This is a genomic window from Bradyrhizobium sp. LTSPM299 (genome assembly GCF_000938235.1).
Classification (GTDB): domain Bacteria; phylum Pseudomonadota; class Alphaproteobacteria; order Rhizobiales; family Xanthobacteraceae; genus Bradyrhizobium.
In genome coordinates this window covers 32,088-53,460 of sequence record NZ_JYMU01000057.1, presented here as the reverse complement: position 1 = coordinate 53,460, position 21,373 = coordinate 32,088, and the positions used below count along the sequence as shown (strand labels likewise).

The window sequence follows — 21,373 nt, the reverse complement described above, 5'->3', positions numbered from 1 at the left end:
CATTAGGATTGCAAACGAAATAGGACGGCAAGCCATCGCGCTCCTGCGATCAAAAGTTCGGCCGCCGCACCTCTTTGGCCATCCGCTCGCGCGCAAGCTTGTAGAGCAAATCGTGACCCTACATGGCGTCGGCGAGGAAGCGGTCGAACGCTTGCAGGATGGACGGCTGAAGCGCGACCAGGCGTCCGCCGCGGCCGGAGAGGCTCACATCGCCATGTTCCGCCGCGTCTTCCAGCAGCGCCCGCACATGGGTGCGCGATACGCCGAACCGCACGCCGATATCCGAATAGGAGAGATCCTTGGCGTTACCAGCGGTGGACATTTGAATGAGCTTGATCAGGACCACCACGCCGGAATCACGCCCCATGAACCGCATCACGGCGGGATTGTTTGCCATGATCTCAGCGCCCTTGCCGGAAAAATCCAGAGCGACCAGCCGCTGGGCGCGCTGGAACGCGGCATCGTGCGTCATCGGCTCGCCATAGCCGGGATCCGGAAACATCACATGCAGCGGCGTATAGTGATAGACCAGCCACTCGCGATCGAGTGACATCATCTTGGCAGTGGGGATGAGAATGCGCACCCGGCCGTCGTGCTCCGAGGGTGGATGTCGACATAGCCAAGCTGGACAAGCCGCGCCACCAGCGCATCGACCCGGCGCGGGCTCGCCAGTCCAAACGGCTTGATTTCATCCTTGAGCCGCTGCGGGGTCGCCCATGTCGATCGATCGGCCAAGTCATGGCGCAGATGCAGGGACACGATCAGGTTGAATGTCACCTGTCGCATCGCCTCGACCAGCAACCGGCTGCGGAATTGATCGCCCTCATGCAGCGCGAGAACCGCGTCGACGAAAGCCCCGCGGGCCGCCGGAAAGCGCGGGTGGGCGAGAATCTCTTCGGGGGTATGAATGGAGCCGGTGGCGGACGGGGAAGGGGGGGACATAAACGAACAGGGACCGGCGTTGAGGTTTCGCTGCCACGGCAGCTACGGATAAACGCAAATTGTTTCAAGCCGGACTCGGCAATATTTTACCGTTCCGTCCGCGGAACTCCTGCCAGCCGAGCGTTCCCTTGGAAGAATGTGGATTTCGCGCCACACTCTTCACATTTCCCTGCCACAATTTGGAATATTTTGCGCGGACCTCACCGGCATGGCCCGGCCATTGCTATCTTGGCCATCGGTCGCCTCGCCTCCGCCAATGGATGCGCGCATGGCCGGCTACGGGGTGCGTGAAGTATGCGGAATGATGGGGTTGTGGCCGGGCTCAGCTCGGTATTGGGGGCAGGCGCGGTCGATTTGGTTCGGGGCAAGGCTGAGAGGCGCGCGCTGCGGGCGCTGCTGACTGGCGTCGTGCTGATCTGGGCTGCGCCGGTGGCGGCCGCACCCGTAGCGGACGCGACCTGGAGCACCACGCCCGGCTCAGGTGACTTCAACACGGCGACGAACTGGACTTCGGGTTTCGTGCCGACCGGCACTGCCTTTTTCGGTCCGTCGACGATCACCAGCCTGTTGTTCACGGCCAACACCACCCTCGGCGGCTTCACCTTCAATCCGGGCGCGTTCGCCTACAGCTTCAGCAACAGCCAGGTCCTGGACTTCACCAGCGCCGGCATCGTCATCAACGGCGGCAGCGCCACCATCACGAACAGCAACGCCATCAACTTCCTCAACGCCAGCACGGCTGGTGGCGCCACCATCACGAACAACTCCGCCGGCTCCACCAGCTTCGGTGTATTCCGAGGGGCTGACACCGCCAGCGCCGGCACCGCCAATATCACGAACAACAGCCGCGGTAGCACATATTTCTTCGCCCACACCACCGCCGGCAGCGCCACCCTTACCAACAACTATAACGGCAGCACCTACGTCTTCGACGCTAGCAGCGCCGGCAGCGCCGCGATCACGAACAATAGCGGCGGCGGCATCCAGTTCGGTGCAGTGTCAGGGACCGACACCGCGACCGCCGGTTCCGCCCAAATCACGAATAATGGCGGCGGCTCGACCTTCTTCTACGCCCATGCCACGGCCGGCAACGCCACCATCACCAACAGCGGCAATACTTCCTTCTTCGACAGCAGCACCGCCGGCAGCGCCACGATCACGAACAACAGCGGCGGCGTCACCACGTTCTTCCAGACCAGCACGGCCGGCAGCGCCGCAATCACGAACAATAGCGGCGGCGGCACCCAGTTCGGTCGATCCGGAGGTACTGACACCAGCAGCGCCGGCAGCGCGGTCATCACGAATAACGGCGGCGTCACCGTTTTCAACGCCACCACCACGGCCGGCAGCGCCGCGATCACGAACAGCAACTACGGCAGCACCCAGTTCAACGCCACCAGCACGGCCGGCAGCGCCGTCATCACGAATAACAGCGGCTCCACCCTGTTCAACAACACCAGCACGGCCGGCAGCGCCGCGATCACGAACAACAACAACGGCAGCACCCAGTTCAACGCCACCAGCAGCGCCGGCAGCGCCGCGATCACGAACAACGGCGGCGGCAACATCTATTTCTACGCCACCAGTACCGCCGGCAACGCCACCATCGCGAACAACAGCGGTGGCCTCACCCAGTTCCTCAACGCCAGCACGGCCGGCAACGCCGCGATCACGAATGACAACGGCTCCATCCTTTTCAACGGCACCAGCACGGCCGGCAGCGCCACCATCACGAACAACAGCGGCATTGTTGCATTTTTTGGTCAAAGCGACGGCGGAGCTGCGCATCTGATCAACGGCGCGGGCGGGACGATCGATTTTTCGGGCAGCTCGGGGCCGAACGGCGATGACCGGCTCAGCGTCGGCTCGCTCGCTGGGGCTGGAACCTTTATCGTCGGTCAGCAGCAGCTTGTGACCGTCAGCGGCAGCCTCGCCTTCACCTCCGGCGCGCTTTATATGGTGCAGGTGTCGGGGTCGAACGCGGGCCAGATCGCCGTCAACGGCACCGCCACATTGAACGGCAATGTCGAGGTCGACGTGTTGAGCCGGCTGACGCAGAAGACCACCTACACCATCTTTTCCTCGGCCAACCCGCTGAGCGGGACCTTCAACTCGGTCAGTCTTGATAACAATTTTGCCCGCGATCCGGTGCTGACTTATGTGGGCGACACGGTGCTGCTCACGCTCCTGCCCGGGCTGTTGTCGCCGCTCCTGCCTGCCAATGCGCCTGCCAATCAGGTCAAGGTCGCGGGCGCGATCGATAATGCCTTGCTTGCCGGAAATAACCCTACTAATGCGTTCAACGCGATCTTCAATGCATCAGGCAATGCCCTGCTCAACGGCCTGACGCAAGCCTCTGGCGAGACCGCAACCGGCTCGCAGCAGACGACGTTCAATGCGATGGGCCAGTTCATGGGGCTTTTGACCGATCCGTTCATGGGCCACGGAGGTGGCATCAACGGCGCGACGTCGGCGCCGGGCTATGCGGATGAGGAGGGCGCCAGCGCCTATGCTGCGCAGAAGCGGCTTGGGGCAGAGCGCACCGCCTATGCGATGTTTGCCAAGGCGCCGCTGGCAAAGGTCTATGAGCCGCGCTGGAGCGTGTGGGCATCGGGCTTTGGCGGCTCGCAGACCACCGACGGCAATGCGACGCTGGGATCCAACAACTCGAGCAGCAGCCTCGCCGGCACAGCGGTCGGCGCCGACTATCACTTCTCGCCGTCTACGATCGCCGGATTTGCACTGGCCGGCGGCGGCACCAGCTTCAGCGTCGCCAACGGCGGCAGTGGCCATTCCGACCTGTTCCAGGCCGGCGCGTTCATCCGGCACACCGTTGGTCAAGCTTACATCACCGGCGCCCTCGCCTATGGCTGGCAGGACATCACCACCAACCGTACCGTCACGATTGCCGGGATCGATCAATTGCGGGCCGAGTTCAACGCCAATGCGTATTCCGGGCGCGTCGAAGGCGGCTATCGCTATGTCGCGCCATGGGTCGGCGGCGTCGGCATCACGCCCTATGCGGCGGGGCAGTTCACCACTTTCGATCTGCCGGCTTACGCCGAGAGCGTGGTCACCGGCACGCCGGCCTTCGCGCTGAACTACGCAGCCAAGAGCGTCACCGATGTGCGCAGCGAGTTGGGCATCCGCACCGACAAGTCGTTCGCGGTGACCAATGGTGTGCTGACGCTGCGTGGCCGCTTCGCCTGGGCCCATGATTTCGATCCGGACCGAAACATCGCGGCGACCTTCCAGGCGTTGCCGGGTGCAAGCTTTGTCGTTGGCGGCGCCGGCCAAGCTTCCGACTCCGCGCTGACCACGGCTTCGGCCGAAATGAAGTGGATGAACGGCTGGTCGGCGGCGGCGACCTTCGAGGGCGAATTCTCGAACGTCACGCGCAGCTACGCCGGCAAGGGTGCGGTGCGCTACGCGTGGTAGTCGGCGGCCTGCCTGCCATGATATTCGGCAGTACAGCATGGCGGGCACCGCAACCGGGGCACCGGACTTCGAGACAGGCGTCAAGGGTAGCGCAGGGGCAGAGATGGCTGCGCAGGCCCTGCAAAGCCGGGCCCACCCACGGGGATGATCGCGGAATATCAAAATTCTGCAATTTGCTGGCTCGCCACCTCTCTCCGAATTTGAGAACCGCGGTCGAGTAAGTCGGCAAGGCCAGCGGAATTACGGTGACAGTGCACCAAACTATCGTGAGTAACGGCCCCGACGAGCCTCCGCCTGCATGCGCCTTCCGCTTCGTAGTCGCTTCCGACTCGCGTCGGCGCTCGTCCTCAGCGGTGTACCCACGCGGAACATGATCGCATCAATGCATTGAAGCTGTCACGATGCAGTGTCCGATCATAGGCGAGGGAGTCTCGCTTGACTTTACACCGGACAGCATGCGTTGCGCGCCCGTGGTCGTTGATCGGATTTTGGGATGATGAAATTGTGCCGCTGAGTTGCCCGACGTGTCAAGTATTCGGTCCAAACCGGCGGTTGCGACGGCCGCCGGCTACTTTGCATGGGGTTGTTTTCGATATTTTTGGTGGGAGCCGCGGCGACCCGGCACGGCGGCACCCTCCGGAAGGCGCGCAGGCTCTACAGGCTGTTGCTCAAATCGTGGGTTCTGGTCTGGAACGGTCGAAAAATTCTTGATCTTTCAATGAGGATTGACTGACACTCTCTCCGCCAGTCGACCGCCGGGGCGTCGGTTTGGTCGGCCCTTCCTTGGGGTAACCTATCCGTGGACCAAAACTCCGATCTTGCTGCGCTCGACAAGCTCAAGATGCGTATCCAGGCGTTGCGCGCAAAGACCATCGACAATGGCTGCACCGAGGACGAGGCGCTGTCCGCCGCTGCCAAAGTCGCCGAGTTGCTCGATCGCTACGACCTGTCGCTGACCGACATCGACATACGCAAGGCGCCTTGCGAGCGCCGCGCGTATGAGACCTACCGCAAGAAGCGAATCCCGCTCGATGACTGCATCGGCGCCGTCGCGAATTTCTGCGACTGCCGGGTTTGGCGCGAGAAGAATCAGGTCGGCGAGAGCCGATATGTCTTCTTCGGTCTTCGCTCGGATATCGAAGTCGCGCACTACCTGACCGAACTGCTCGACACCGCCGTCCGCTCCGAGCTCGGCCGCTACAAGACCACACCCGACTATGGACGCTTCCGGTACAATGAGCGGCATCTGGCGAACGCCTCCTTTGCGCTGGGGATGGTCGCGTCCATAGCGGACAAGCTGACAGCGATGAAGGCCGGCCGCGATAAGGTGAACCAGAGCACCGGCCGCGGCCTTGTTGTCATCAAGGCCTCGATCGTCGATGCCGAGTTCGGCAAGCTCGACTTGAATTTACGGACGCGGCGCGGCACCGGCCGCACGGTGTCGCTGACGGCCTATGAAGCCGGGGGTGTCGCCGGAGCGTCGTTGGCCATCAATCCCGCGGTTGCAGAGCCGGCGAATTCAAGGCCGTCGAAAGGCAACCGCCAGCGCGCCTAAGGAGCGATAGAGGGAGTAAGCAGGCCTGCTGCGCATCTCTGGCAAACCGAGGATGTTGCTGCGAGGCGAAACAGTGGCGGCCCGACGGTGACGCCGGTGGCCGCTGATGCTTCTCCCACGAATGAGCGCCCGGTGTCGTCGTCACAAATCGATCACGACGTCGCCTTGAGGATGCGAGCAGCAGATCAGGAGATTGCCGTCCGCCGGTGTGTCGACCGGGTCCGGGGCGTAGCTGATGTTGCCAGCCACAAGTCCGGTCTCACAGGTGTAGCAGACCCCGGTTCGACAGGCCCACCGCACCGGCACGTCGCACGCCTCGGCCAACTCGAGCAGACTGTGGAACGTTGGCTGCCACCGCACATTCAGTCCTGTCCGGGCGAACGTAACCAGCGGTCCCGAGCCGGCAGGCCCGGCCGGTACATGAGGCGATGGACGCGGCGAAGCCGCGATACCCGGGGTGTTGGATGCACCGGCGCCGAACATCTCGGTATGGATCTGATTTCGCGCGACGCCCAGGGCGACAAGGCCGGCAGTCAGATCGCTCATGAAGGTCGACGGTCCGCAGATATAAAAATCACCATTGCTTGGCAGATTGAGCTCCTGCAGCGCTTGCGTAGTCAGGCGCCTGGCAGCGTCGAAATCAGCATTGGGCCGGTCCTTGGGGTCGGGCGAGCTGTAGTAAATGCGGCGGTGATGGTGGGGCAGCGCCTCGAGCAGTCCGCGCGTCTCCTCGGCAAACGGATGTTCGCGGCCATTACGCGCTCCGTGTAGCCACCAGATGTCCCTCGTCGATGCTTCGGCGGCCAACGCATGCAGCATTGCGAGCACCGGCGTCACGCCGATCCCGGCACTCAACAAAACAACCGGCGTATCGCCCGGCCGCAGCGTGAAACTGCCGCGTGCCGCGCTTGCTTGCACGACGTCGCCAACGCTGAGCTTGTCGTCGACATAGGTACTGACCGCACCGTGGGCTTCCCGCTTGACGCTGACGCGATAGGTCGAGGCGCCGGGTTCTCCCGACAGCGAATAGCTGCGCATCAGCGGAGGCGCAGATGCCGGCTCCAGCCGCAGCACAATGAATTGCCCGGGGAGAGCCGTGGCGATAGGTTGTCCATCTGTCGGCTCGAGCAGCAGCGAGGTCACGTTGCCGCTCTCACGCACCTTGCGCGATACGCGAAGCGGCCGGAATCCGCACCATGCCGGAGCCTTCCCGGAAGACGCCGCATTGAATCCAGCGCTTCCCGTCGTCACCGCGCCCTTGCGTTCTTCCTCTGCGAGCAGCGTCTCGAAGGATTTGCGCCAGCCGACGCTCAGTGCTGGGATGCGCAGCGCGCGCTTCAGTTGATCGCGGGAGCGACCGGGCATGTAAAGCAGCGCATCGATCTCGGACACGCTTATGCGCTCGGGCCCGGACGCCACTTGCGTGATCTCGTCGCCGGCTTCCACCTCTCCTTCCTCCAGCACACGAAAGTAGAAGCCGGGTCTGCCGTGCTTGACCAGCAGCGCGGCCATTTCGGGCTTGTTCATCCGAATGCCCAACCGGTAACAAGTGACGCGCGGTTGCGTCACCTCGAACAGGGCGCTCCCGATCCGGTAGCGATCTCCAACACACACCTCCGCATCCGGCAGGCCATCGACGGTGAAGTTCTCTCCGAACTGCCCATAGACGAAGTCGTTTCGTCCCAATTGGTTCTGCCAATACCGGTAGGAATCCATCTGATAGACAAGCACGGCGCGGCGTTCGCCGCCGTGTCCGTTGAGGTCTCCTTGTCCGTCGCCTTCAATGTTGAGCCGGCGCACCATGCGTGGGCCATCAACCGGGGCCTTCCAGATGCCGGTATGGACCATCCTGCCTTGCCAACTCACGTCGTGCGGCAGGCCGACATTGACTGAAAGCAAGTGCCCCATCACATTGCCCAATGATTTCGTGCTGCCTCAAATGCCTCAGATGGCCGTTGCACTTCCTATTCGGTCTTCGGAACAATTCGATCATATCAATATATGGTGGTGGCGGAAGTCCGCCGTTGAGCAGCATGGCAGGGTCCGGCGATAAGTGGCAGCCAGTCGCTTTTGCAGGTCCAACGTGATCCGCGTCGTTGACCCAAGCGCAGCGCGCTGCAACAAGCTGGCGCACGAGGCACAAGCAATTATATCTTGGCCTGCTATTGTGCTCGTCAAATAACGCCCGCCACGCGCCAGAAGCGGTCATTCCTTCCAGGCTTGGTCACTACGGAGCAGAAGCTATGCCTAAACCGGAAAGCTTCCCGATCGACAAGATCTACGTTCCGGTGAAGAGAAAGAAAGCTCTTAAGCCTGAGCTGGTTCAAGAAATCGCCGAAAGCATGCTGGAAATCGGACAACAGGCCCCGATTCTCGTTCGGCCCGACGAAGGCCGCTTTGTTCTCGTCGAGGGGCTGCATCGGCTCGAAGCCTGCAAGTCTCTCGGCGAAGCAACCATCATCGGGCTGCTGGTCTCGGCCGATACTGCTCAGCCAAAGATGCAGTCGTTTCACAGCGCCGAAGCACAAGCAGAGAGCGACAAGATGGCGCGCCTGAAAAAGCTGCGCCTCGAAAGAGAGGCTGCCGAGGAGCTAGCTGTTGCTACAGGCGCAGCCACAGCAACGCGATCAGCTGAACGGCCGGAGAAGGGTTCCCGCAACACGCTCAAGGCCGCGAGCCAATCAAGTCGCAGGCTGCCCGAAGCAAGACCCAAAACGCTGTCGGAATGGATCACCCAACAAAAGCGCGATGGTGAGCGTTATTGATTGCTGGCTCGGCCTTATTTTGCCGAATTGATCAGGCATTTCATCTTGGCTCACGACATCCCGACTGCCGCAGTCGCCAACGCTGCGCCGAACCCGGCGCCCAGCGCGGCCCATTCCCTGGCGGTGAGCGCCATGGTGACGAGCGCAACGAGCGTCCCGATCAGGCCGGCCAGCCCGCCGGACAGGCAGCCGGCCACGATGAACGCGATGAACAGATTGCCGGGCGCAAGCCGGAGAAACCGGGCGACAAAGCCGTCGTCGCGCAACGATGTCGCCAGCACGTATCCCCCGGCGCGCATGGCATAGCAGGTGAGGCCGAGCACGGCGATGGCGCCGAGAAGGTGCAAATCATCCATCGGTCTTCGCCATCATGCTCACGAGGGTGCCGCATCCGCCTCCGATCAGCATCGACCAGCTCGGATCGACAAACCGCGCAACCACAAGCGCGATGATGCCTGACGTGAGCCACGGCCAAAGCGATTTCGTGCCCTTCCATTGGCTCGGAACGAGCGTCGCGATGAACATCGTCGGCAGCAAGGCCGCCGCAAGCTTGAGCGATCCGTTCGCGGTCAGCGGTGCGACATAGGCGAGTGCGGTGCCGCCGATCCATCCGACCGCCATCGGGATGCTCGCGCCGAGGAAATAGCCGGCGTCCGGCCCGTTGCGTTCCGCATCCGAGCTCGTCATCAGCCACGACGCATCCGCCAGCAGGAACAGGCTGGGCAGCATCTTGCGGTTGGCCAATCCGTCAAACAGCTGGCGCAAATGGGCGCCCATCAGTAAATATCGCGAATTGGTGGCGATGCATGCGATTACCATGGCGACGATCGGCAGCGGGCTCGCCCACATGCTCAGGATGATCGCCTGGGCCGTGGCGGAATAGAGGAGGAGGCTGAACAGGATTGCTTGCAGCGCTCCGAGCCCGAGGCCCTTATAGGTCAGTCCCATCACGAGGCCCGCGAGCCCATTGCTGAGAATGAAGGGCAGTGCCGCCACCAGGCCTCGCCTGAGGCCGGCTGCGGTCATCACGGGGGTGCGTGGGTCCGGTCGGGCGCTTGTAATGGTCATGACCATTAGATTAGATGTCGTGAGAGGCTGTGATGTCAAGGGATACCGCGCGGGCGGCGACGCAATTCTTCGGCGGACGGGTCTGCCTCGATTTTGCGAACACGCTCGACTGGCGAACGTCGGATGATCCGCAAGAACTCATCCCGGATTACGCGGCGTTGCTGTCGTGGAGCGAGCGCCGCGGCACGTTGCCCGATGCCGCAAGCCGCAAGCTGAGGCCGCGCGCGGCAAGCAAGGAAGCTGCGGCCGTAATGCAAACGGCGTACGCCTTGCGTCGCGACATCTGGACTATCGCAGACAGGCTACGCGCCGGACATGCCGCGGAGCTTCGGCTGGTCAATCGGATGCTCTCGGTGGCGCCTCGCCAGCCTGAGCTGGTGCGGCAGGATCGAGGATATCGCCATGCCCTCGCGGGGGCTGACATCAACGAGCCGCTGTGGCCCGTGCTCTGGTCGCTCACCGCGCTGCTGGCGTCCGACGACGCGAAGCGCGTTGGATGCTGCGAGGCGCAGGGCTGCGGCTGGTTCTTTGTCGACGAGAGCCCGAACCGGACGCGCCTGTGGTGCTCGAGCGAGGTCTGCGGCAATCGCGAGCGGGCGCGGCGCGCCTATGCCAAGCGCAAGGGCGTGTCGTGACACAACATACGAACCGGGCGAGGGGGCGCCCGGTTCGTATGCAAGCTCCGCGCGCGATCAGTTGGTGATGTGCGCCGTCACCAGCGCGTGGTTGAACATCGCGTTCAACGCGGTGGTGATGTCGGCCGGCGTGTTCGCGGTGTAGAAATAGCCGGATGAGGCGCAGCCCTGCAGGCTCGGCGGAATGCTCGGGATGTTGTTGTTGGCGGCGTCGTCTTCGTCATTGGCAAAGGACGGATTCGGATTCTGGATCGGTGCGTAGGGAATATAGAGCACCGAGACGATGATGCCGCGGTTCTTGAGCGACGCGCATATGCTGGTGGGATCGATCACGGTCGCATGGTTGCTGCCCGACCACGCGCCGGAATTGACGCCCTTGATCTGCGGATCCTGCGCGCCGTCGGTGATCAGGAAGACGTAGGGCAGCGTGTTCACCGCGGAGCTGCCGTTGCCGACGGATACAATCGTGGAGTTCATGGTCGAGAACGCGGTGTCGATATGCGTGCCGCCCGAACCGAGATTCCCGTTGGTGTTGGTGTCGAGCTGGGAGGCGAGGTTGGCCGCAGCATAGTTGATCGTCGACGGGTTGGTGGCCGACCCGTTGATGGCGCTGGTCAGCGGAAAATACGCGTAGAGATTCTGAATGAACGGGTAGAGGCCGATCCTGAACTGGTTGGCGACCTTCTCAGTCGCATTGGCGGTGGAGAACAACTGGTTCACCGCGTAGCCGACGGCGTCGGCGCGCAGCTGGATGCAGGAGTCGGTGCCGGGAGAGGGACAGGACGACACCGCCGACATCCCCCATGTCGGATCGCTGTTGAGCGAAGCCGGCAGGCCGGAGACCATCGAGGTCGGCAGACCGGGAACCTGCTTGGGGGCGCTCTTGGTCGACTTCATGCTGACAAGGCTCGTGAGCGCGCTCTGACTCACGCGTGTATACGCATAGCCCATGCAATAATTATTGGTCGGGTATTGCTGGGTGCCGGAATCGGTGCAAGCGCTGTTCTGCGGCGTGAAGTGGCAAGCGAGCGTGCAGCCGGTCGGATACTGGACGAAGTTGTCCGGGTTGATAGCGGCCAGCCGCGTCTGCTCGCTGTTGGTCGAGGGCAGCCCCATCGATCCCGACACATCCAGCATCAGGTAGAAGTCGAGATAGAGCGGCAGCGAGGAGTTTGCGCTCGAGGTGCCCGTGACCGTGAGGGTCTGCCATCCCATCACCTTGAGGAACATGACAGGGACCTGCGCGGTGAAAGTTACGCTGGATGCCAGCGTCGGACCAGTCTTCGTCACGGTGCTGGTCTCGGACAGGCCGCTATAGCCGGTGATCGTGCTCGCATTGCCATTGAAGACGTTGTTGGCTTCGGCCACGGCGGCCGGCACAGGGCCGTTGGTCAGCATGGCGGATGCGGCGAGGTAGCTGGCGGATTTCGAGGACACCGACGCGACGCTGGCGGCATCCGCCGCCGACTGCAGCTTCGTCTTGATCCGGTTGGCCTGGGCATAGTCGAGCGCGCAACCGACGACGGCGACGATAGGCAGCATCACCATCGCGAAGGAGACGGCGATGTTGCCCCCGGTGCTACGGCAAAATCGACGCAGGAGACCACCGGCATGCCGAGAGGAAGGCGACGGCTTGTTGTTTGCAACGGGGGCCTGCTTGTGCATTCCGAGACACTCCTCAGCGCGGCCGACGGCGACGGCTCAATGTGTTTGATTTGAAATTGGATGTTCGAGGCGCTTTAGCGCCTCTCACTGGCGGGGACGATGCGGACGGCTACGCGATGGCTGAAAATCTGAGCGCGGATGGTACAAACGCTTCCTTACGCAAAGCTGACGCTCCTGCCGCCTGCTTCGATTGCCGGCGCTTTCCGTTCAGTGATGCTTATCATTCGGTAAATCGCTGAAGCGGCTAAAGGTCGCTATCCGGCATGTGTCTCGGTTGCCGGCGGCGGCGCAACGCCGGCGCGGATCGTGGCGCGAATATATGCACGGTGCGCTCAGCTACCTGTCTCGTTGACTTCGCTTGCTGCGCTATGGCCCGAGCGTACCGCCCCCTCGATCCATGCAGGGTATTCCGACGTGTGCTCGCCGGCGAAATGAATGCGTCCTTCGTGTCCCGCGAGCCGTCCCTTCCATTTGAAGAGATCTCCAGGGTAGGGAATGCCGTAGGCGCCGCGCGCCCAGGGGTCGAGCTGCCAGGAATAGCTGACGCATTCCTCGACGTGCCGCTCGGCTCCCGGGAAGACCTCCTCGATCTTTTCGATCGCCCACCGCATCCGATCCGGCTCGCTCAAGGCATCCATCTCAGTGACGCGATCGCCCTGCTGATAGAGCTGAAGCACGCCCCGATGACCGTTGCTCGGCCACTGTGGACTCCAGATCTCGGCCCCGGTGTCGAGCTGGGCAAAGCCGCTGAGGTGATCGGCCTCCCAGAAGCGGGAGCGCATTCGGAAGGCAACTTTGGCCACTTTGACGTATCGCATCTCCGCGAGGATTTGCCGCCTCGCCGGGCTGAGCAGCGGCTCGAATGTGACGGTCGGCAGAACCGAATACGGAATCGTGCAGATCAATGCATCCGCTGTCATCGTCGTCGTACGACCCTCTCTGACGACGGTGACTTCGACACGATCCGAAAATTGGCTCACCGCCAGAACGGGCGTACCGAGCAGGATGTCGCCCCGAAGGCGTGCCGCGATGGCTTTCGGAAGGCTGTCGTTGCCATCTTCGATGATCGACAGACCGTCTCGATCGTAATGCGCCAAGACCCGGGACAGCATCAGCGGCGAAATCGCGGTGGGGAACGCGCCGAGGGTGAGGAGCTTGATGGCCGCCTGCGACAGGCCGCGTTCGGCCAGATAGTCCGGAGCGCTCAGCCGATCGAGGTCGGCCAGTTGCTCCGGAGGCCACGCCGGCGTGTCAATGACGCCGGCCGCAAGCAGCCTGTCCACATTATCGAGAAGGTATGTCTTGACGATCCCCGGGTAGCCGAGTGCGCGCTCGTTCTCCGGCAGTGCAACGGCCTGTGCAAGCTCGGCGCCGGAATCAAGCGAGCATCGCTGTCCGTTGATGAATGCCAGATTCGTCAACTTCGGCGGATAGAGCGGATGAAGCGCCAGGCCCATGCGGCCGATGTAATCCAGCGTCCAATGATGCGAACGCGGGATGCGGCCGGCTCCCGCCTCGGCGATCGGCGTGCCGTCACTTCCCCGCTGGGTGTGGACCCGCCCGCCGACACGATCGCGGGCTTCGATGATGGTGACGTCGTGGCCGACATGCTCCAGTTCGAGCGCCGCGACCAGGCCGCTCATTCCGGCGCCCGCCACCAGGATCTTTTGCCGCTTGCCGGTCTGTCGAAGTCTCTGTGGTTTTGCAGACATCGCACGTCGCTCTCTGTCTCTGGTCGCGCCCAGACGCACCCTTGAGGTCGCCTTTTAGCTGACAGGCTGTCGACAAGGGTGCTAAAAATGGTCGCTGGCGGCGCCAGTATTGGCACAATTGGTATATTTGCGAGTTCAATATGAGCAATTCTGCTAATCGAACGCTGGATGCGATCGACCTGAAGATTCTTCGGGAGATCCAGAACGACGCCCGTACCCCCAACCTCACGCTTGCCGATCGCGTCGGGCTTTCACCGTCCCCGTGTTCGCGACGGGTCAGGTTGCTCGAGGAGGCCGGCGTCATCGAGGGATATCGGGCGGTTCTCAACCGTGCCGCGGTCGGGCTCGGGTTGACGGTCTTTGCTGGCGTACGGGTCGAGCGTCACGCGCAAGACCAGGCCGACGCGTTCGTGAACGCCGTGCTTGCGTTGCCGGAAGTCGTGGCGTGCCATCTGGTTTCGGGCGATGTCGACTTCCTCGTCGAAGTCGTTGTCCCCGATATGGCAACCTACGAAGCCACCGTGCTCCGGCAACTTCTCTCTTTGGCCGCCATCAGAGACATCCGGTCCAGTTTTGCGATGCGCAGCTATCTGGCGGGAGGCGCATTGCCCTTGGGTGAGTCGGGCAGCTCTTAGTTCTCTTCGGCGCGAACCAATGACCGCATAAACGGGGACGCACATTGCCAAGGATTTCCCGGCCAAGGATTTCTCGTCGTCCGTTTCTTCAGCTTGCGATCGGCGCTGCCACCCTGCCGGTCGCCTCGCTCACCGCGCGTGCCGACACATTTCCATCGCGCCCAATCACCATGATCGTGCCTTTCGCCGCTGGCGGGCCGACCGATGTGCTGGCGCGGATCGTGGCCGAATATATGCGCAGGTCTCTCGGCCATCCCGTCGTGATCGAGAATGTTACCGGCGCTTCGGGCACGGTCGCCGGCTTGCGGGCGTCGCGCGCGGCGCCTGACGGTTATACGATCACGATCGGGCACTGGGGCACGCATTGCCTCAACGGCGCGATCTATCAGTTGCAATATGATGTGCGCGCGTTTGAGCCGGTCGCGCTGATCGCAAGCGGACCGCAGCTCGTGATCGGCCGGCCGGACCTGCCGGCGCAGAACCTGAAGGAGCTGATCGCCTGGCTCAAGGCCAACGGGGACACGGCAACGTCCGGCACTGCCGGGCCGGGATCGGGCGCGCATGTCGCGGGCGTGTTCTTTCAGCAATTGACCGCGACCGGCTTCTCTTTCGTGCCGTATCGCGGCGCCGGTCCCGCGCTGAACGACCTGATGGCCGGACATATCGACATCATGTTCGATCAGGCTTCCAACTCGCTGGCGCAGGTCAGAAGCGGGACCGTGAAGGCCTATGCGGTGACGGCCTCGACGCGGCTCGCATCGGCGCCGGAGATTCCGACCGTCGATGAGGCGGGATTGCCGGGGTTGTACATCGCCTATTGGCACGGCATCTGGGCGCCGAAGGGCACCCCCGGCGAGATCGTCTCGACATTGTCGGCGGCGGTGATGGCCGCGCTCGCCGAGCCCAATGTCCACCAGCGCTTCGCCGAACTCGGGCAGGAGATCCCGCCGTCGGACAAACAGGTCCCCGCCGCGCTGCGGAGCCATCAGGCTGCGGAGATCGAGAAGTGGTGGCCGATCGTCAGGTCCGCCAATATCAAGGCGGAATAGGCGCAGAACTATCTGATTCGACGCCCAGGTCGAGCAGCTCAGTGCCTAATGCCGCGCGGTCTTCGACGCATCCACGCAGGCCGAGCGGTCGCCGTCGCCGAGGCGTTGACCCGTTCCGTCCGCTCTCCTACAAATCGCGTCGGAGCGTTGCGGCCAACTAAGTCCGGCATCAGGGCAGGGGCGGACGATGAAATTGCCTGAGACGGTCGACCGGCGTGTGTTCTGGACCTGGGCCGTCCCATTGGTCATCGCGCATGTCGCGCTGTCGGTTGCCGTCAGAGCAGGCGTCAACGGAATGGGCGGGGCCGACACCATCGCTCTCATTGCGTTGGCGCTTTTGATCGCGCGCCGGTTCAGGGATATCGGATGGTCGGGCTGGATCGGCGGATCGTTCGTGATCGGCACCATGCTCGTCGTCCCGCTGCTGGTCGTGGCCTATGCGATCACGAACGACCTCCCGCCCGCCCAGTTTATCGCGCTGATGAACCCGGTCGGCCTTGTTGTCGCGAGTGCCAATCTTGTGCTGCTGGTCGTTGCGGGTTGTGTGCAGGGCAAGGGCCTTGTCGCTCCGGGCCCGGCCGTCGACGCGTTGCAATCGCCGGACGAGGGGAGCCCATCACCCGCGCCGGCAAAGTCCCGTGAGCCGAATCTCGTTGTGATCGGTTCCGCTGCCGTCGTCGCGGTTGCGGTGATCGGGGCGGCCGTCTTTGCGCTGTTGCCGCATCAGCACGCGGCCCAGGCTTCGATGTCCTCGCCAGTCCCATCGTCTTCGCCATCGGTGCGCCCCGGGACGAATCAGATCGGGACCAACGGCCTGACCAAGGACACCAACGATTTCCTGCGGCAATTGTCGCAGCAGCCGCACGGCCTGCCGAACAGATAGCGGCGAGGCAGGGCGAAGCGATGGACGAACGCGCCGAGGCCCACGCGGCAGAGCGCACCCTGTCTAAATCCGTGAAAACACTGACGACATTAACCAATGATTAACCATGGATGCCGAATGTTAACCATTCGACAAGACAACCGAGTCAAGGGCGATGGACGCTATTCAGCAGGCATCACGTCAACAGGTCCGCATGCGCGGCCGCTCCTATGTCGCGTTCGTCTTCTCCCCGGTCGTGCCGATCGTTGACTGGCTTGCTGACATCGACGCGACGCTGGCGCGCTCGCCCGGCTTCTTTGCCGGCAAGCCTGTCGTGCTCGATCTGGCGTCCGTGGACCTCAGCCAGGCCGCGATCGCGCATCTCGTCGGAAGTCTCGATCAACGCAACATCCGCGTGCTCGGCATCGAAGGCGTCGACGAATCGAGGCTCACCGCCAACATGCCGCCGCTGTTGACCGGCGGGCGGTCCTGCGTCGTCACCCAGGTCGATCCGCCCCCGCAGGCGAAGACCCAGTCCAATACCCGGGCCAAGTTGCCGTCGCTGCTGCTTGAGAGCCCGGTGCGCTCCGGCCAGTCGATCGTGTTTGCCGAGGGTGACATCACCGTGCTCGGTTCGGTCGGCTCCGGCGCCGAGATCGTGGCCGGCGGCTCGATCCATGTCTATGGCACGCTGCGTGGCCGCGCGATGGCCGGCATCAACGGCAACGCTGCGGCCCGGATCTTCTGCCAGAAGATCGAGGCCGAGCTCTTGGCCATCGACGGCTACTACCAGACCGCTGAAGAGATATCTGACAGCTTGCGCAACCGGCCCGCCCAGGCGTGGCTCGACGGCGAAATGCTGAAAATCACACCATTGAACTGATCGACCACAAGGAGAAGAGAATGGCCAAAGTGCTGGTCGTGACCTCAGGAAAAGGCGGGGTCGGAAAGACAACGTCCACCGCTGCGCTTGGCGCTGCCCTCGCGCAACTGGGGCAGAGCGTCGCCGTCATCGATTTCGACGTCGGTTTGCGCAATCTCGACCTCGTGATGGGCGCGGAGCGGCGGGTCGTGTTCGACCTGATCAACGTCGTGCAGGGCGTGGCAAAGCTTTCGCAGGCGCTGATCCGTGACAAGCGTCTGGAGAACCTCTGGCTGCTGCCGGCATCGCAGACTCGCGACAAGGATGCGCTGACGGACGAGGGCGTCAAGCGGGTGATCGACGACCTCAGGACCAAGTTCGACTGGATCCTGTGTGACAGTCCGGCCGGCATCGAGCGCGGCGCGACGCTTGCGATGCGCTACGCGGATGAAGCCATCATCGTCACCAATCCTGAGGTCTCGTCGGTCCGCGACTCCGATCGCATCATCGGCATGCTGGATTCCAAGACGGCCCGCGCCGAGCGCGGCGAGCGGGTCGAGAAGCATCTGTTGATCACCCGCTACGACAGCGCCCGCGCTGCGCGCGGCGAGATGCTCTCGATCGACGACATCCTCGAGATCCTCGCTACGCCGCTGCTGGGCATCGTGCCGGAAAGCCAGGACGTGCTGCGCGCCTCCAACGTCGGATGCCCGGTCACGCTGAACAACGCCGAAAGCTTGCCGGCGCGGGCCTATATGGACGCGGTGCGCCGGCTGATGGGCGAGACGGTGGCGATGACGGTGCCGGTCGAGCGCAGGGGCCTGATGGATCGGCTGCTGCGACGGAGGGCGGCATGATGAATCTGATGCGGCTGTTCGGCGGCCGAGACGCCTCTGCGCCGGTGGCGCGGGAGCGGCTGCAGATCCTGCTCGCGCATGAGCGCGGCCGGAGTGGTACGCCTGACCTTCTGGAACTTCTTCGCGCGGAAATCCTCGGCGTGGTGTCCAAGCATATCGACCTCGATCCCGACAAGGTCGTGGTCCGGATGGACCGCGGCAAGTTTGTCTCGATGCTCGAGGTCGACATCGAGGTCCCCAACGGCGTGCAACGATCAATGATGGTGGCGGCCACATGACTGCAGACAGCAATAGTCACATCGCCTGGCAACGCGCGCAGCTCAAAAAGCTCCGCGCGGCCTTGAAGGAGCTCGAGGTCAATCAGCACGGCGTCGCAAATTGCGGCCGCAGCGCGCAGATGACGATCGCCGAATTGCAGCGCAAGATCGGCGAGTCCGGCCGCTGCATCGCCGAATATGAGCGCCGGACCCGGCGGCCGCTGGCAACGGACCGCGGCAGCCTCGCCAGCGTGAGCTGGACCCACTGGAGCGCCAGTCCGGTGAACGCGAGGCCGCAGCGGCACCGCGCGTAAGGGCATCTACAGCAAGAACGAAAGTGCCGCCTCGCACTGCTCCTCGACCTTGAGCGTGAGCAGATCGTCGGCCCGGGTGCGGCCGAGATTGACCGCGGCGATCAGCAGCCCTCGCTGCGCCGCCGCCTGCACGAAGCGGAATCCGGAATAGACCATTAGCGAGGACCCGACGACCAGCATGGCGTCGGCCCGCTCCAGATGGGCCTGTGCCGACCCGACGACGTCCCGGGGCACATTTTCGCCGAAGAACACCACGTCGGGTTTGAGAACACCGCCGCAGGCCTCGCACGCCGGGACCACGAAGGACGAAAAGTCCGCGTGATCGAGATCGGCGTCGCCGTCAGGCGCGTCCGCGGCATCGAGCGCCAGCCAGGCGGGATTGAGTCGCGACAGCTCGCCCTGAAACTGCTCGCGCGGCGTCGTCGCAGCGCAGCCGAGGCAGCGCACCACATCGAGCCGCCCGTGCAGGTCGATGACCTGCCGGCTGCCCGCGGCTTGATGCAGCCGGTCGACGTTCTGGGTCACGAGCTGCTCGCAGCGGCCCTGCGCTTCGAGGCTGGCGAGCGCGCGATGGGCGTCGTTCGGCGCGGCGCGGCCGAACCGCCGCCATCCGATCAGGCTGCGCGCCCAATAGCGCTGACGGGTGCCGGCCCCGCCGAGGAATGCCTGGATGGTGACCGGCCGCGTCCGCTTCCAGTTGCCGTCGCTGTCGCGATAATCGGGAATGCCGGAATTGGTGCTGCAGCCGGCCCCGGTCAGGACAAACAGGCGGGTGTGCCTGTCGACGAAATTCTGGAGCGCGCGATGTTGCATGGGGCACATCTAGTGCGGCCGGGGCGGCTTCGCCAGCGGCCGGAGCTGTCGGTCTCGACGAGATTGGATTGCGGTGTCGCGATCCATGCTCAGCATGGTTTCGCACGATCCGTGCCTGAATGCATTTCCGCAAGTTGTGTAGCGAAACGGCCGCCGCTTGTGGTATTTGCGTGCGCGGGCTGATCCCAACCAGGAGCGGAATATGCAGCTGGATGCTCTCGTCGTCGGGCTTTCGTCACGGATCAGAGCCGCACTGGGTGGGCTCATCCTGCTCGCATCAGTATGTTGCGGTGCGGCCAATGGGCAAGGCACAGCAACGATCTGGCCGACCGTTCAATGGCAGACCTCCACGCCCGAGGAGCAGGGCATGGATTCGGCTGATCTCGCCAGACTGGTCGCGTTCGGAACGACGCGCAGCTTCGACAGCCTGCTCGTCGCGCGCCACGGCAGGATCGTGCTCGATGCCTACTATGCGCCCTATTCCGCCGATATCCCGCACGCCGTCAATTCCACCACCAAAGCGGTCGTCAGCACGCTGACGGCGATGGTCTACAAGGACGGACTGTTTGATCGCCTGGACCATCCGGTGCTGGATTTGTTGTCCGATCGCAGCGTTGCTGACGTCGACGAGCGGAAGAAGGGCATGACGGTCCAGAACCTGCTCAACATGACATCCGGCCTCGACTGGGACGAGGGGTTTGAGGGCGGCCGGGAACAGTCGATGCGAGACCTCGGCGTGAGCCCCGATTGGGTCCAGTTCATCCTGGACCGCCCGATGGCGCATGCGCCGGGCGAGGTCTTCTATTACAACAGCGGAAATTCGCATCTGCTGTCCGCGATCGTCAGCAAGCTCACCGGCAGGAGCACCGCGGATTATGCCAATGAGCGGCTGTTCGGCCCGCTCGGGATCGCTCGTCCGTTCTGGCGCTGGGATCCGCAACAGCTCTCGATCGGAGGATTCGGCCTCGCACTCCGTCCGCGGGACATGGCGAAGATCGGCTATCTCTATTTGCGCAACGGCGAATGGGAGGGCAAGCGGCTGCTGCCATCAGACTTCCTCGATGCCGTCGGCCATGCCACCATCAGCATGAACGCGAGATTTGATCCTGCGCTGCGCTATGCCAACCAGTTCTGGGCCATCCCCGACAAGCACGTCTATATGGCTGTCGGGTACCACTGCCAGGTGATCATGGTGTTGCCCGAACGGGACATCGTCGCGGTGATGACGGCCAGGGATTTTTGTCCGTTCGGCAAACTGGCCGATGATATCTCAGGTGCCGTCCGGTCCGATCAGGCGTTGCCGGTCAATTCGGCGGCGACCGATCAGCTGGCAAAGGCGATCGACGAAGTCTCCATCGAGAAGGCAACAAAGGTCGGCGCCACGCCCGCGACCGCGTCCGTGATCTCGGGCAAGACCTACAGATTTTCCGACAATGCGCTGGGCATCAAATCGCTGGCGCTTTTTCTGACCGATGAGAATCCGCGCTACAAGGTGGAGACCTCAACGGGTGATCCGGCGCGGCGTCGCCTCGACGGGCCGATCGGTCTTGACGGTCTCTACAGGAAGGGCACACCCGGCTTCCTCGGTGTTCGCGCCGCCAAAGGTACGTGGCAGAACGAGCAGACCTTCGTCGTCGACTTCCAGTATATCGGGCTCGGCGAGGCGTCGACATGGACGTTCACCTTCGACGGCGACAAGGCCACGCTGCGTGGCAAGGCGAGGAATGGGCGCGAGGCTTCGGCGGAAGGGGTGGCGGGCGGCTAACCGATCTTCCACAGCCCCTTATGGATATCGAACTTCACCAGACCCTCGTCGCGCATTTTCAGCAGCAGGGTTTGGCAGGCTTCCTCGTTCGGAATATTGGCGCGTTTCATGAGCTGGTAGACCTTCTGCGGCTTCTCGCGCAGCGCGCTCAGGATATTCTCTCGATCGTTCAGCACGAC

Annotated in this window: 21 protein-coding genes; 12 read left to right on the top strand and 9 right to left on the bottom strand. The window is 63.3% G+C overall.

Annotated features, from left to right (window positions below; genetic code table 11):
* Positions 1-118: 118 nt before the first annotated feature.
* On the bottom strand, positions 119-583 hold the full coding sequence (locus UP10_RS43325; protein ID WP_156180314.1) for a hypothetical protein: 465 nt from the start codon (positions 581-583) through the stop codon (positions 119-121).
* Positions 553-942, bottom strand: coding sequence for a hypothetical protein (locus UP10_RS43320; RefSeq protein ID WP_050043837.1), 390 nt, complete (start codon positions 940-942; stop codon positions 553-555). The genes UP10_RS43325 and UP10_RS43320 overlap by 31 nt, the downstream gene beginning before the upstream one ends.
* 312 nt (positions 943-1,254) lie before the next feature.
* Between UP10_RS43320 and UP10_RS28780 the strand changes: the two genes are divergently transcribed.
* Positions 1,255-4,380 (top strand): autotransporter outer membrane beta-barrel domain-containing protein, encoded by a 3,126-nt coding sequence (locus UP10_RS28780; protein ID WP_245321924.1) that lies wholly within the window; start codon positions 1,255-1,257, stop codon positions 4,378-4,380.
* A gap of 799 nt (positions 4,381-5,179) precedes the next feature.
* Complete coding sequence (locus UP10_RS28775) at positions 5,180-5,935, top strand: DUF2786 domain-containing protein (protein WP_044590590.1); 756 nt, start codon at positions 5,180-5,182, stop codon at positions 5,933-5,935.
* Positions 5,936-6,076: 141 nt separating this feature from the next.
* On the opposite strand, the gene UP10_RS28770 is transcribed toward UP10_RS28775, so the two are convergent.
* Positions 6,077-7,843 (bottom strand): MOSC and FAD-binding oxidoreductase domain-containing protein, encoded by a 1,767-nt coding sequence (locus tag UP10_RS28770; protein WP_044590589.1) that lies wholly within the window; start codon positions 7,841-7,843, stop codon positions 6,077-6,079.
* Between the two features lie 335 nt (positions 7,844-8,178).
* Between UP10_RS28770 and UP10_RS28765 the strand changes: the two genes are divergently transcribed.
* On the top strand, positions 8,179-8,700 hold the full coding sequence (locus tag UP10_RS28765; protein WP_044590588.1) for a ParB N-terminal domain-containing protein: 522 nt from the start codon (positions 8,179-8,181) through the stop codon (positions 8,698-8,700).
* Positions 8,701-8,750: 50 nt separating this feature from the next.
* Here UP10_RS28765 and UP10_RS28760 read toward each other — a convergent pair whose 3' ends face one another.
* Together UP10_RS28760 and UP10_RS28755 are read right to left on the bottom strand one after the other, a co-directional pair.
* Positions 8,751-9,056 (bottom strand): AzlD domain-containing protein, encoded by a 306-nt coding sequence (locus tag UP10_RS28760; RefSeq protein ID WP_044590587.1) that lies wholly within the window; start codon positions 9,054-9,056, stop codon positions 8,751-8,753.
* Positions 9,049-9,726 (bottom strand): AzlC family ABC transporter permease, encoded by a 678-nt coding sequence (locus tag UP10_RS28755; protein WP_050043835.1) that lies wholly within the window; start codon positions 9,724-9,726, stop codon positions 9,049-9,051. Before UP10_RS28755 ends, UP10_RS28760 begins: the two co-directional genes overlap by 8 nt.
* A gap of 74 nt (positions 9,727-9,800) precedes the next feature.
* Between UP10_RS28755 and UP10_RS42220 the strand changes: the two genes are divergently transcribed.
* Positions 9,801-10,403: a CGNR zinc finger domain-containing protein gene (locus UP10_RS42220; protein ID WP_050043834.1), complete on the top strand. Its 603-nt coding sequence runs from the start codon at positions 9,801-9,803 to the stop codon at positions 10,401-10,403.
* A 57-nt stretch (positions 10,404-10,460) separates the two neighbouring features.
* Here the strand turns inward: UP10_RS42220 and UP10_RS28745 are convergent, their stop codons facing one another.
* Both UP10_RS28745 and UP10_RS28740 read right to left on the bottom strand, forming a co-directional pair.
* On the bottom strand, positions 10,461-12,068 hold the full coding sequence (locus UP10_RS28745; RefSeq protein ID WP_082077296.1) for a pilus assembly protein TadG-related protein: 1,608 nt from the start codon (positions 12,066-12,068) through the stop codon (positions 10,461-10,463).
* Between the two features lie 332 nt (positions 12,069-12,400).
* Positions 12,401-13,780, bottom strand: a complete 1,380-nt coding sequence (locus UP10_RS28740) for a flavin monoamine oxidase family protein (RefSeq protein ID WP_082077295.1) — start codon at positions 13,778-13,780, stop codon at positions 12,401-12,403.
* Between the two features lie 140 nt (positions 13,781-13,920).
* Between UP10_RS28740 and UP10_RS28735 the strand changes: the two genes are divergently transcribed.
* From UP10_RS28735 to UP10_RS28705, 7 genes are all read left to right on the top strand, one after another.
* Positions 13,921-14,415, top strand: coding sequence for an Lrp/AsnC family transcriptional regulator (locus UP10_RS28735; RefSeq protein ID WP_044590585.1), 495 nt, complete (start codon positions 13,921-13,923; stop codon positions 14,413-14,415).
* A gap of 98 nt (positions 14,416-14,513) precedes the next feature.
* Positions 14,514-15,464 carry a tripartite tricarboxylate transporter substrate-binding protein gene (locus UP10_RS28730; protein WP_245321928.1) on the top strand — a complete coding sequence of 317 codons (951 nt, stop codon included), beginning with the start codon at positions 14,514-14,516 and terminating at the stop codon, positions 15,462-15,464.
* A 187-nt stretch (positions 15,465-15,651) separates the two neighbouring features.
* A complete protein-coding gene (locus UP10_RS28725) occupies positions 15,652-16,347 on the top strand; it encodes a hypothetical protein (protein WP_044590584.1) in 696 nt (231 codons plus the stop codon).
* A gap of 154 nt (positions 16,348-16,501) precedes the next feature.
* Positions 16,502-17,209 carry a septum site-determining protein MinC gene (gene minC, locus UP10_RS28720; RefSeq protein WP_044590583.1) on the top strand — a complete coding sequence of 236 codons (708 nt, stop codon included), beginning with the start codon at positions 16,502-16,504 and terminating at the stop codon, positions 17,207-17,209.
* A 20-nt stretch (positions 17,210-17,229) separates the two neighbouring features.
* Complete coding sequence (minD, locus tag UP10_RS28715) at positions 17,230-18,045, top strand: septum site-determining protein MinD (RefSeq protein ID WP_044540837.1); 816 nt, start codon at positions 17,230-17,232, stop codon at positions 18,043-18,045.
* On the top strand, positions 18,045-18,323 hold the full coding sequence (gene minE / locus UP10_RS28710; protein ID WP_044541192.1) for a cell division topological specificity factor MinE: 279 nt from the start codon (positions 18,045-18,047) through the stop codon (positions 18,321-18,323). Before minD ends, minE begins: the two co-directional genes overlap by 1 nt.
* Complete coding sequence (locus UP10_RS28705) at positions 18,320-18,616, top strand: hypothetical protein (protein ID WP_044590582.1); 297 nt, start codon at positions 18,320-18,322, stop codon at positions 18,614-18,616. The genes minE and UP10_RS28705 overlap by 4 nt, the downstream gene beginning before the upstream one ends.
* 6 nt (positions 18,617-18,622) lie before the next feature.
* Here UP10_RS28705 and UP10_RS28700 read toward each other — a convergent pair whose 3' ends face one another.
* Entirely contained in the window at positions 18,623-19,429 is an 807-nt protein-coding gene (locus UP10_RS28700; protein ID WP_197086912.1) for an NAD-dependent protein deacetylase, read from the bottom strand.
* A 202-nt stretch (positions 19,430-19,631) separates the two neighbouring features.
* On the opposite strand from UP10_RS28700, the gene UP10_RS28695 reads away from it, so the two are divergent.
* Positions 19,632-21,194: a serine hydrolase domain-containing protein gene (locus UP10_RS28695; RefSeq protein WP_044590580.1), complete on the top strand. Its 1,563-nt coding sequence runs from the start codon at positions 19,632-19,634 to the stop codon at positions 21,192-21,194.
* On the opposite strand, the gene UP10_RS28690 is transcribed toward UP10_RS28695, so the two are convergent.
* A complete protein-coding gene (locus UP10_RS28690) occupies positions 21,191-21,370 on the bottom strand; it encodes a hypothetical protein (protein ID WP_044540840.1) in 180 nt (59 codons plus the stop codon). The genes UP10_RS28695 and UP10_RS28690 overlap by 4 nt on opposite strands.
* Between the last annotated feature and the right edge of the window lie 3 nt (positions 21,371-21,373).

Excerpts from the sequence above, each read along its gene's own strand:
- minE (WP_044541192.1), top strand. The coding sequence starts at position 18,045 with ATGAATCTGATGCGGCTGTTCGGCGGCCGAGACGCCTCTGCGCCGGTG.
- UP10_RS28735 (WP_044590585.1), top strand. The coding sequence starts at position 13,921 with ATGAGCAATTCTGCTAATCGAACGCTGGATGCGATCGACCTGAAGATT.
- UP10_RS43320 (WP_050043837.1), bottom strand. The coding sequence starts at position 942 with ATGTCCCCCCCTTCCCCGTCCGCCACCGGCTCCATTCATACCCCCGAA.
- UP10_RS28740 (WP_082077295.1), bottom strand. The coding sequence starts at position 13,780 with ATGTCTGCAAAACCACAGAGACTTCGACAGACCGGCAAGCGGCAAAAG.
- UP10_RS28765 (WP_044590588.1), top strand. The coding sequence starts at position 8,179 with ATGCCTAAACCGGAAAGCTTCCCGATCGACAAGATCTACGTTCCGGTG.
- minD (WP_044540837.1), top strand. The coding sequence starts at position 17,230 with ATGGCCAAAGTGCTGGTCGTGACCTCAGGAAAAGGCGGGGTCGGAAAG.
- UP10_RS28725 (WP_044590584.1), top strand. The coding sequence starts at position 15,652 with ATGAAATTGCCTGAGACGGTCGACCGGCGTGTGTTCTGGACCTGGGCC.
- UP10_RS28745 (WP_082077296.1), bottom strand. The coding sequence starts at position 12,068 with ATGCACAAGCAGGCCCCCGTTGCAAACAACAAGCCGTCGCCTTCCTCT.
- UP10_RS28755 (WP_050043835.1), bottom strand. The coding sequence starts at position 9,726 with ATGACCGCAGCCGGCCTCAGGCGAGGCCTGGTGGCGGCACTGCCCTTC.
- UP10_RS42220 (WP_050043834.1), top strand. The coding sequence starts at position 9,801 with ATGTCAAGGGATACCGCGCGGGCGGCGACGCAATTCTTCGGCGGACGG.
- UP10_RS28760 (WP_044590587.1), bottom strand. The coding sequence starts at position 9,056 with ATGGATGATTTGCACCTTCTCGGCGCCATCGCCGTGCTCGGCCTCACC.
- UP10_RS28705 (WP_044590582.1), top strand. The coding sequence starts at position 18,320 with ATGACTGCAGACAGCAATAGTCACATCGCCTGGCAACGCGCGCAGCTC.
- minC (WP_044590583.1), top strand. The coding sequence starts at position 16,502 with ATGGACGCTATTCAGCAGGCATCACGTCAACAGGTCCGCATGCGCGGC.
- UP10_RS28700 (WP_197086912.1), bottom strand. The coding sequence starts at position 19,429 with ATGCAACATCGCGCGCTCCAGAATTTCGTCGACAGGCACACCCGCCTG.
- UP10_RS28770 (WP_044590589.1), bottom strand. The coding sequence starts at position 7,843 with ATGGGGCACTTGCTTTCAGTCAATGTCGGCCTGCCGCACGACGTGAGT.
- UP10_RS28695 (WP_044590580.1), top strand. The coding sequence starts at position 19,632 with ATGCAGCTGGATGCTCTCGTCGTCGGGCTTTCGTCACGGATCAGAGCC.